This is a genomic window from Bifidobacterium sp. UBA6881, assembly GCA_002451435.1.
GTDB lineage: Bacteria > Actinomycetota > Actinomycetes > Actinomycetales > Bifidobacteriaceae > Bifidobacterium.
Genome location: DKCF01000097.1, coordinates 579 through 8,290, shown reverse-complemented (window position 1 = coordinate 8,290; position 7,712 = coordinate 579). Strand labels below are relative to the sequence as shown.

The 7,712-nt window shown below is 59.3% G+C and carries 5 protein-coding genes; 1 reads left to right on the top strand and 4 read right to left on the bottom strand.

The window, feature by feature from the left end; genetic code table 11:
• Positions 1–30: 30 nt before the first annotated feature.
• From B3C64_RS07605 to B3C64_RS07595, 3 genes are all read right to left on the bottom strand, one after another.
• On the bottom strand, positions 31–1,677 hold the full coding sequence (locus tag B3C64_RS07605; RefSeq protein WP_291534871.1) for a glycoside hydrolase family 43 protein: 1,647 nt from the start codon (positions 1,675–1,677) through the stop codon (positions 31–33).
• Between the two features lie 29 nt (positions 1,678–1,706).
• On the bottom strand, positions 1,707–2,945 hold the full coding sequence (locus B3C64_RS07600) for a glycoside hydrolase family 5 protein (RefSeq protein WP_291534870.1): 1,239 nt from the start codon (positions 2,943–2,945) through the stop codon (positions 1,707–1,709).
• 252 nt (positions 2,946–3,197) lie between these two features.
• Entirely contained in the window at positions 3,198–4,523 is a 1,326-nt protein-coding gene (locus B3C64_RS07595; RefSeq protein ID WP_291534869.1) for an MFS transporter, read from the bottom strand.
• A gap of 378 nt (positions 4,524–4,901) precedes the next feature.
• Here B3C64_RS07595 and B3C64_RS07590 point away from each other — a divergent pair, with 378 nt between their 5' ends.
• A complete protein-coding gene (locus tag B3C64_RS07590) occupies positions 4,902–5,528 on the top strand; it encodes a TetR/AcrR family transcriptional regulator (protein ID WP_291534868.1) in 627 nt (208 codons plus the stop codon).
• A gap of 23 nt (positions 5,529–5,551) precedes the next feature.
• On the opposite strand, the gene B3C64_RS07585 is transcribed toward B3C64_RS07590, so the two are convergent.
• A complete protein-coding gene (locus B3C64_RS07585) occupies positions 5,552–7,675 on the bottom strand; it encodes a beta-galactosidase (protein WP_291534872.1) in 2,124 nt (707 codons plus the stop codon).
• Between the last annotated feature and the right edge of the window lie 37 nt (positions 7,676–7,712).

Sequence of the window (7,712 nt, the reverse complement as noted above, 5' to 3'; positions counted from 1 at the left end):
CTTCCCGGCAAAACGATGGTCTGAGCCGACTCAATCGACGGGTTTCGTCTCATCCGCCTCATAATCGAAGAAATCGAAATCGGCGGTCTTCTCATGCAACACCGCATCAGTGACGACAATACCGACCATCGTGCCGGTGAACTCGCCGTACCTGCAGTATTCGTCAGAGAAGGTGGTGGTATCGAAATCAGGACCTATTTTGGTCCAGACATCGCCGTCATAGCTCCATGCAAACCACGTACGGCGGCCTTCGATGTTGAGACGAAAATACATCGGCCTGTCTTCCACCGCCACACGGGTCTCAAGCATTTCCGTCTTCTCGCCGTTTTCGAGGCGGATAATGGAGATCGCGGGACCGCTGAGCGTTTCGGAATAGTATTTGCGCAGGAAGATGTTGTTCATATTGTCGTAGTAGATGGTCAGACCTGCGGAATGCTGGTAGACCTCCGGGCGGAACTCCATCTTCGTGGTCACGGTGGCGTACACGCTGGTGAGTTTGCGCGCGACCAGGCTCGTTCGGTTGAGCGAGGCAAGCGATTCCTCGCCGCGCACGCGCAGCCAGCCGGGACGTTCCGTCACATTGGCGAACGTCGTCGGCATCTGCCGCGGCGAATAGTACCAATTGCCGATCTCGCCGTCATCGAAATCGTCATGGCCCGGAATCCGCGGCATCGGCACGTCCGGCAGATCCGGTTCCTCAACCTCGATCTTGGCCAGGTTGGAGCCGTCCGCCATGCGCAGCCAGCCGTCGTCCGTCCACGTCATCCTCTGGATGGCGGTCTCGCGGCCGAGCGTGCAGCGCAGTTCCGGCACGAACGGTCGGCTGGTCAGATGCACCAGGTAGGTTTCGCCGTTCGGCAGATCCACGTAGGAGCCGTGGCCGGACTTCTGCAGCACGGAATCCGGGTTGAAGTAGCGAGGCTTGAGATGGTCGGCATCGGCGCGCTCGTTGGATTCCTTGGGCTGGGAGGTGACCAGCGGGCCGTTGGGATCGGGCTCGTACGGCCCCCACACGTTGCGTGAGCGGCCCATGGTCACGGCATGGTTGTAGCCGGTGCCGCCTTCGGCGCACATGAGATAGTACCAACCGTCGCGCTTGGTCAGGTGCGGAGCTTCGATACAGCCACGGTCAGTGGCTCCGCGCCAGATGCGCTTCGGATATCCGACCACGTGCTTAGCCTGCGGATCGTATTCCACACAGCAGATCACGCCCGGTTTCTCATAGCCTTCACGCGTCTCCCATTCGAGGCTGACGATGTACTTTTTGCCGTCGTCGTCATGCAGGATGGACGCATCGAAGCCGGAGGAGGTGAGGTAGACCGGTTCGCTCCATGGTCCTTCAATGCTCTTCGACTTGATGAGATAGTTGTTCACGTCGAAGTAACGGGCGTTCATGGAGTTCATCACGCCGTAGATCACGTAGAACATGTCCTCGGATTCGCTGTACGTAAGGCACGGCGCCCAGATGCCCTTCGCGCTTGGCAGCTTGGTGAGGTTCGGATCGGTGTCGTCGGTGAGCACGTGGGTGAGCAGCTCCCAGTGCTTCATATCCTTGGAATGGTAGATCGGAATGCCCGGAAACCACTCGAAGGTGGAGACGGCCACGTAGTAATCGCCGCCTTTTCGACAGATGGCCGGATCGGGATTGAAGCCTTTGAAGATCGGATTATGCAGCATTGTCATTCCTTATGTCGCTTGATGTCGGACTACTTCTGAATGGGGAACCAGCCCTGGGCGATGCAGCGCCCGAGGTCCCACGCATCCCAGCCGATCCAACCGGGGGTATTGACGGTGTCGGTGAGCAGTTTGTAGTTCCAGTAGTAGAAACCGCTGCCCGTGCTCCATGCGGCGAGCTGGGATTCGGCCACGCCCCGGTACAATGAACGCTTCTGCTCGGCGTTGAGGGTTTCGGCCCGCGCGCCCTCCTCGCCGTTGAGCACGCTTTGACCGCCGTGGGTGTCCACACCGCAACCGACGGAGTTGAACAGGCACCACTCCCCCACGATCACCGGGAAGTATTCGCTCATCTCGGCGATCATCGGCGCATAGGTGTTCCTCACGAAATCGTCGTAGCCTTCCACGGTCTGCGGGCAACCCATCATTTCGGCGGTCATGAGGTACTGGTGGGTGTCGAGGATTACGTTGACGAATTCCGGAGCGAGCTTGCCGTCATCCCCGCGCATGAAGTCCTTCCACTGCTCGATGTCGAAACCGTCGTGGAACACCACAGCCTTGTCGACAGGCAACGCGCCTTTGTCGACGTCACGCAAACGGTGGTAGGCGGTGACGTAGAAGTTCTTGAGCCAGTCGAATTCGACCGGACCGGTGCCTTCGGCAAGTTCCGAATCGACCGCTTTGTAGCGTTCGGTCACATTCATCATCGGCCAGGAGGAGGTGGTGTTCGGCTCGTTGATGATCTCAATGCCCATCAGCGCCTGGCGATGGCCGTACCGCTTGGCGAGGCGTTCAAGCACGGACAGCACGAATTCGACCTCGTCGGGCAGCTGCGCCCATTTGCACACACCGGAGATGCCGCCGTTGTCGAAACCATTCTGGCTCATCGGCGCGGTATGCAGGTCGATGAGAATGGTCAGGCCGTATTTCTCGGCCCAGTTGAAGGCTTTGTCGAGTTCGTCGATGCAGCCGATGAACGGCGCGCGGTCACCGAAGATGAAGTATGGCACGGGGATGCGCACGGAGTTCAGACCCCACGATTTGATGGTGGCGAAATCGCGTTCATTGATGTATTCGGCACGGTGGGTCTTGATGCGCGCCTCGTAGACAGCCGGGTCGAGCTGTGTGGGCAGGTAGTATTCGTCGTCCGCGGTGGTACCGTCGAACAGCGCCGGGTTCATCCACTTCTCCAGCACCAGCCAGTTGCCGAGGTTCACACCTTTGATGTAGTCGAGATTCATATGCGCTCCTTTGTACGATGCGGTTTCCATTACTCAATAACTCCTTGATTCACTTCTCCGTCGCATGAAACCCGGTTGTCACCGGACAATGGCCCCTGTCGATATGGCAAAAGCCGCGTCGAGACGCTGCGCCCGACGACTCAAACGCAGCCGTCGGCATTTAGCGCGGCCATAGGGGAGAAGGGCACATCCGCGCCATGCAACGTAAACAAACCAACGACCCACGGCCCGTGTTCCGTCCGGCGCAAAGGCACCGAACGGAACACGGGGATAGGATTCGCCTTACTTGACTTTCTTGATGGCCATGATAAAGAAGCAACCGACGATGGCCAACGCGATGGCGACCGGGAAGGCGAAGCTGTATCCCAGGGCCACAACGATGCTCGACATGATGATCGGGCCGCACATCTGGCCGAGGGTGGTGGCCATGTTCAGGATGCCCAGATCCTTACCGGCCTCTTCCTTGCTTGGCAGCACGTCCACCAGCAGCGCCTGATCGACGGCGGAATAGACAGCGTAACCAAGACCGGCGATGCCGGCAAACAGGTACATGCCGAGCGAGGACGGAATCAGCCACGGCATCGCGATGCCAATCGCGAACAGCACAGAAGCCACGACGACCGGCACCTTGCGGCGGCCGATGAGATCGGAGACCGGACCGGAGATGAAGGACCCGACCAGCGTCATGACCATGGTGATCATGGACACGACGGACACTGTGACCGCGGACTCGTCGACGGACTGGCCGATATAGTTCTGGATGATGTACAGCTGGTAGACGGAAATCATCTGGTAGGAGATCAGCATGCAGAAGCGGCCGACGAACGCCTTGTAGAAATCATGGGCGGTGTCGAACTTCGGCGGCCTGAAGGAGACGAGAACATCCTTGAGGGAGCCTTCGTCCTTCGGCAGAAAATCAGCGGGCTGCTCCTTGGGGATGATGATCACGGCGACGACGCCGCCAAGGAGCATGAGCACACCGGCGACGGCGAAGCCGGGGGTCAGGTTCTTGATGAACAGAGCGCCAAGCATCGTGCCGATCGGAGATCCGATGGTGGAGCCGGCACCATAGAAGGCGGACATGGTGCCGCGGATCTTGGAAGGCACGCGATCGGACAGGATGGCCACTACCGGCGCGATCATGCAGTTCAGACCGAACATGCAGGCGCAGTAGAAGAAGGTCAGCAATACGGCGTTGTGCGTGGTGCCGGTCAGGAACAAGGTGACGCCGCCAAGCACGGCTCCGAAAATAATCCAGGGGGTGCGTCGACCAAAGCGGGAACGGGAGCGGTCGGAGAAGTTGCCGAACATCAGGTTGGCGACCAGGGACGCGACCGCGGTGAACGCATTGACGATGCCGACAAGGGCGTCGGCGCTGATGCCATCAATGCTCTTGTAATGCATGGGCAGCAACACCGCGGAAACGATGCCCAGACCGGACATCCATAGCACGCCAAAGGCCAGAAAACCAGCGCCAAAACGTACGGCGTTCGCCTTGGACAGCGGCCGGCCCGTTTCCGGAGACAGCATCGGATTCTTCTCCGCCGCCGCGATATTGGCGTTGTATGCGGCCAGCCGTTCTTCCCTGCTTGCTATTGCTTCACTCATGAAACTCTCCTTTGAATCATGCTCCAATAGTGAACTCGTGTCGTATGTGCGATTCCGCACCCTATCAATGTGCGTGCGATGGAGCCGCCTCGCCCCATCAATTAATTACCATCCGGTAATTAACATGGTTTAGCATATGGCATCTTTTGCGAAGACGCAAGTCAACGGTGTTCCACCGCCGTCGCGCCGCATCCGCAAGTCAGCCAAACGCTGTTCTGCACCTATTTCGCAATTACTGGTTTCATTACCTAGTAATCACTTAGTTAAATCATATTATAAATTTGATGTTCGGCGATAATCCCGCGTGTTCCAAAGGTTTTTATCATCCTCCTCTCCCCCTTCTTGTACCTTAGTAGGCACTAGATGAAGGAGAAGAACATGCGTCGCCGCACAGAGGGCAAATCCAAAAAACGAATGAACGCCAAGGAACGTAGAAGGGCGATTCTTGAAACCACCATCTCATTCATCTCACAATTCGGGTTCTGGGGATTCACTATCCGCGACGTGGCGCAAGCTCAGAACATCACCGAAGCCGGACTCCTTTACTACTTCAAATCCAAAGAACAGCTACTTGAGGAAACCCTCAAATACGCTGATCGAACCAATCAAATCGCCATAGCCGAGCATCTTGGCGTGCAGGGTGTGACCGGCGAAGTCCTCGATGACGGCATCGCATACCACTGCGAGCTGGGACTGAAGGCCATTTCCACGGGGACCGTGGAAACCAACGCCGACCGTCCGGAGATGGTCCGGTTCTACACCCTGCTGGAAAGCGAAGCGCTGAGCAAGGACCATCCCATGCACGAGTATTTCGAACAGCGCGAGATCAATCTGCTGAAGGAATACACGTTCGCGGCCAAGCGCGATGGAGTCACCGATCCGGAGCGCACCGCGCTGCAGGTCCTGTCCGCAATGGAGGGGCTACAACTGCGCTGGCTCAGCGGCTCGCACGACGTCGACTTCATCAGGGAATGGAAAGCCATCATCGACCTGCTCATCCCATAACGCAAGGCAGTAAGGTCAATCCTCTACCCCGCGATCACCACAAGATTCCACGGCCCGATCTCCAGCTCGTCGCCCACAGCCACCCGGGATCCGGCTTTGAGCGCAATATCGGCATTCGCCGTTTCGTCAAGCTCACCGTCCCCACCGACTACCTCCGGAGCGACCACCACGTCGCCCGCCACTGGGCTGGCGACGGTGACCTCGTCTGCGGAGTAGTTGAGCAGGTACGTCACCCGCTCGCCGCGGGCGTTCGTTCCGCGACGCACCGTCACTTGGCCAGCGAGCGCAGCACCGGCATCGACGACGCCCGCATGTTCCACGGCCTCGCGCAGCACCGCGCGGATGGTGTCGGCATCGAGCAAGGTGGCGATCCATTCGGCATCGCCTTTGCCAAAGGCATGGCGTGTGATGGCCGCATAGTCCTTCCACGCGTAATGTTCATACGAGGCCAGCACCTGCGCGCCTTCGTCGGCATCGACCAACTCGATTAGCGCCTGCGCCTCAGTCGGTCGCACGCCGGCGAGCGGACCGGTGAACTCCACCGGCACGTTCTTCGGACGGGTGAACCGGTTGTAGGTCATGCCGAACACGTCGGTGAGGTTATGCGGCGCGCGATCATGCCATACAGTGACCTCATCGTCGGCCACAAAGGAACGCATGGTGGCGATCAGGTGACCACCGTCCGCGACGAATTCGCGTAGTCTGTCGATCGTTCCCTGCGGAGTGCAGTATAGCGCCGGGGCCACAATCATCTCGTATTGGGCCATGCGTTCGCTTGGCGCGTCGGCGGGGATGAAATCGCATTCCACGTTGAGCTCGAACAGCGCGTCATAGACATTGCGTACCACGTCATTGTATTTGAGGGTGCCGCCGAACGGGAAGCCGGCCTCTATGAGAAACCAATCAAGCGCGGTCAACGCTTCGTTGCTGACCATGATGGCCACCTTGTTGCGCTTCTTCAGGTGGACGAGCCGCTCTCCCACTTCCGGTCTGGCGATCTCGCGGCCGAACACGCCCGCCTCGCGGTAGGTGGGGTTCGGTTCGAGGTCGTGGCTCAGCAGGCCCTTCCAGTAGGTCTCGAAGGAGTTGTGGATGGAGTGCCAGTGCCAGTATTCCACCATGTCGGCGCCGGAGGCGAGGTGGGAGTAGGCCTGCAGGCGCAGTTGGCCCGGGAACGGCACCCAGCCGTGCTGGCCCTGTGCCTCCGTTTCGAGCACCAGATAGTTCCGGCCGTTCTTGGTGGAGCGGGTCATGTCGCCGCCGAAGGCGATCTCCTTGCCGGTCAGGTCGTCCTCGGTCGGGTGGTAGATGTCCACGCCGGTGATGTCCACGGCGGTGGCGGCCTTGAAGTGGTCGACGGCCGGCTGCACGCCGTAGGAGTATCCGCGCCATTCGAAATCGAAGTTGTGGGTGATGAACTGGTCGTCATGCGCGTATTCGCGCACGATGTCGGCCTGCCACTGCAGGAAGGCGCGCACCTGGTCGCGGCGGAACTTGTCGAATTCGCCGCCGAGGGACTCGTTGACGGTGGCGGTCACGTCCGGGAAGTCCTCCCAGGAGTCGATGCGGTTGGACCAATAGTCGAGGCCGAAGTGGCGGTTGAGCTCGTCCAGATCGCCGTGGAACTTCTCGCGCAGGTACTTGACGAACAGGCGCTGCATGTCCTCGGAGACGGAATCGTAGTATTTCGTCTCGTTGTCCACCTGGTAGCCGATGACGGCCGGATGGTCGGCGACGTGGGAGGTGAGCTTGCGGATCACGCGTTCGCCGTAGAAACGGTAGGTGGCGTTGACGATGTCCATGATCTGGCGCGCGCCGTATTTGCCCTGCCCGTTCGGGGTGACGGCGATGACGCTCGGATCGAGTTTGACGAGCCAGCTGGGCACCGCGTAGGTCGGCGTACCGACGATGACGTCGATGCCGGCGCGGTGGGCGGCGTCGAGCGCACGGTCCACATGGGAGAAGTCGAACACACCCGGCTGCGGCTCGCAGGTGCTCCATGTGGATTCGGCGATGCGGATGACGTTCAGTCCCGCGTCCTTCATCATCGCCATGTCCTCATCGATGCGGTCAATGCCCTTCATCATGAGATATTCGTCGTAGTATGCGGCGCCGAACAGAATGTGGTCTGCCTCGTAACGGCCCATGAATCCTCCATCGTCCTCGTTGACTTTTATATCTAAT

What these genes read in the sequence shown, in the direction of transcription:
- B3C64_RS07595 (WP_291534869.1), bottom strand. Translation starts at nt 4,523, where the DNA reads ATGAGTGAAGCAATAGCAAGCAGGGAAGAACGGCTGGCCGCATACAAC.
- B3C64_RS07600 (WP_291534870.1), bottom strand. Translation starts at nt 2,945, where the DNA reads ATGGAAACCGCATCGTACAAAGGAGCGCATATGAATCTCGACTACATC.
- B3C64_RS07590 (WP_291534868.1), top strand. Translation starts at nt 4,902, where the DNA reads ATGCGTCGCCGCACAGAGGGCAAATCCAAAAAACGAATGAACGCCAAG.
- B3C64_RS07585 (WP_291534872.1), bottom strand. Translation starts at nt 7,675, where the DNA reads ATGGGCCGTTACGAGGCAGACCACATTCTGTTCGGCGCCGCATACTAC.
- B3C64_RS07605 (WP_291534871.1), bottom strand. Translation starts at nt 1,677, where the DNA reads ATGCTGCATAATCCGATCTTCAAAGGCTTCAATCCCGATCCGGCCATC.